Consider the following 2,115-nt stretch of genomic DNA (forward strand, 5'->3'; position numbering starts at 1 on the left):
AAAGGTGATGCGCAACATGTCGCTGGTCAGCGCAAATTTCACCTCATCATCCAGGAAACCAGGGGCAAAGACCGCCGTCAGCACCGGCGCCCCGAGAATGGCCACCAGCGTGACGCCCAACAGCACCAAGCCGAGGGAGCCGGCCACCGCATTGACCAGCCGCTGAACGTCCGAGAGCGACTGATTCTCCCGATAGGATGACAGGACAGGCACAAAAGCCTGGGAGAAGGCGCCTTCCGCAAATAGCCGACGCAGGAAATTCGGAATCTTGAAAGCCACAAAAAAAGCATCGGCACCGGCACCGGCACCGAAATAGCGAGCGATGACCATATCCCGAACCAGACCCAGCACCCGGGACAGCATGGTCATAATACCGACGAGCCCCGACGATCTGAGTAGTCCTGGCGGCTTGGGTAATTGCTTCTGTTCAGGCGTTGATTCAGGTTCCGACGACATGCAGGCCCTTGCTTGGCATTCTGAATATCCTTTTGGCGCTCGTATTTCGGGAATTACCTGCTTCCCGGTCAAGCCCGCGTTCAGTGAGCCGCGAGTTTACCACAGGCCTTCTGTGTCGGGGCATGAAATGGGTTTTAGCCTTGACATTTGAAGGTTTGAGCGGCATAGTTCCGCGTCATTTATTTCGACGCGCTGGTTTTGGCGCGCCCGCGATGTAACGAATCATTCAGCAACGAATTTGAGATTTTCAGGAGTTTTACGGTGGCAAATTCCCCGCAAGCCAAGAAGCGCGCACGTCAGAACGAGAAGAACCGCAAGCACAATGCAAGCCTGCGCTCCATGGCTCGTACTTATGTGAAAAAGATCCAATCCAAGATCGAAGCCGGCAACTACGAAGAAGCCCAGGCCGCTTTCCAGCAGGCTCAGCCGATTCTGGACAGCATGGTCAACAAAGGCATCTTCGCGAAGAACAAGGTTGCTCGTAGCAAGAGCCGCCTGAGCGCCAAGATCAAGGCCCTGAAGAGCGCCTAATCAGCTCGATTCAGGCAAAAAAACCGGCCATCTGGCCGGTTTTTTTTATGGACGAGCGATTATCACACAATCACCAGATTGTCCCGGTGGATCATCTCCTCGCCTGACATATAGCCAAGGATCTCGGTAATCCGGTCACTGGAACGGCCGGCAATAGCCCTGGCTTCGTCGGCGTCGTAATTAACCAGCCCCCGGGCGACTTCACGACCACTCTGGTCGAAGCAGGACACCATCTCGCCACGGCGAAACTGCCCCGACACACCTTTAACACCCACCGGCAGAAGACTGCGGCCACCCAGGCACAGCACTTTCACCGCACCATCATCCAGAGTCAGCCTGCCACGGGTCTGCAGGTGGCTGGCGAGCCATTGCTTTCGGGCAGCAATCCGGCCCTGCTCCGGCAATAACAGAGTACCGATTACATCACCCTGCCGCAGGCGACCAATCACGCCCTCAATGCGACCACCAACAATGACGGTGAAAGCCCCAGACCGGGCAGCAAGCCGCGCAGCACGCAACTTTGTCTGCATGCCGCCGCGCCCGAGAACACCGGCGCCGCCACCCGCCATGGCATCCAGTTCGCGATCGCCGGCCCTGCGCTCGGTCACCAGACAGGCATCCGAATGCTTCCTGGGATCCTTGTCAAAGAGGCCCAGCTGGTCAGTGAGGATAATCAGGCCATCCGCCTCAATCAGATTGGCAACCAGGGCGCCCAGGGTGTCGTTATCGCCAAACCGGATCTCGTCGGTAACCACAGTGTCGTTTTCGTTCACAATGGGCACGACACCCAGGTTCAGCAGGGCCCTGAGGGTTCCCCGGCCATTCAGATAGCGCTTGCGGTCGGAGAGGTCGTCATGAGTCAACAGAATCTGGGCGGTATGGATATCGTGCCGTTTGAACTGGGCCTCCCAGGTCTGCACCAGACCCATCTGACCAACCGCCGCAGCAGCCTGCAACTCATGGAGCTGCTCTGGCCGGACAGTCCAGCCAAGACGACTCATTCCCTCGGCGACGGAACCAGAGGAAACGACAACCACCTCCACGCCATCTTCAATAAGCTCGGCGATCTGATCCACCCACAAACCCAGGGCCGCCACATCCAGGCCACGGCCATCGTTGGTCAGCAAA

Annotated in this window: 3 protein-coding genes; 1 reads left to right on the forward strand and 2 read right to left on the reverse strand. The window is 57.8% G+C overall.

Translation table 11 applies throughout. The features are described from left to right. Positions 1 to 456 (reverse strand): murein biosynthesis integral membrane protein MurJ (gene murJ, locus B2W52_RS12910; RefSeq protein ID WP_286803444.1); only part of this gene is annotated, 456 nt, incomplete at its 3' end. A 261-nt stretch (positions 457 to 717) separates the two neighbouring features. Here murJ and rpsT point away from each other — a divergent pair. Beyond that, positions 718 to 987 (forward strand): 30S ribosomal protein S20, encoded by a 270-nt coding sequence (rpsT, locus tag B2W52_RS12915; protein WP_008170735.1) that lies wholly within the window; start codon positions 718 to 720, stop codon positions 985 to 987. Positions 988 to 1,049: 62 nt separating this feature from the next. Here the strand turns inward: rpsT and proB are convergent, their stop codons facing one another. Then, entirely contained in the window at positions 1,050 to 2,114 is a 1,065-nt protein-coding gene (gene proB, locus B2W52_RS12920; protein WP_286803446.1) for a glutamate 5-kinase, read from the reverse strand. Between the last annotated feature and the right edge of the window lies 1 nt (position 2,115).

It is taken from the genome of Marinobacter sp. UBA2498, assembly GCF_002341575.1.
Lineage (GTDB): Bacteria > Pseudomonadota > Gammaproteobacteria > Pseudomonadales > Oleiphilaceae > Marinobacter > Marinobacter manganoxydans.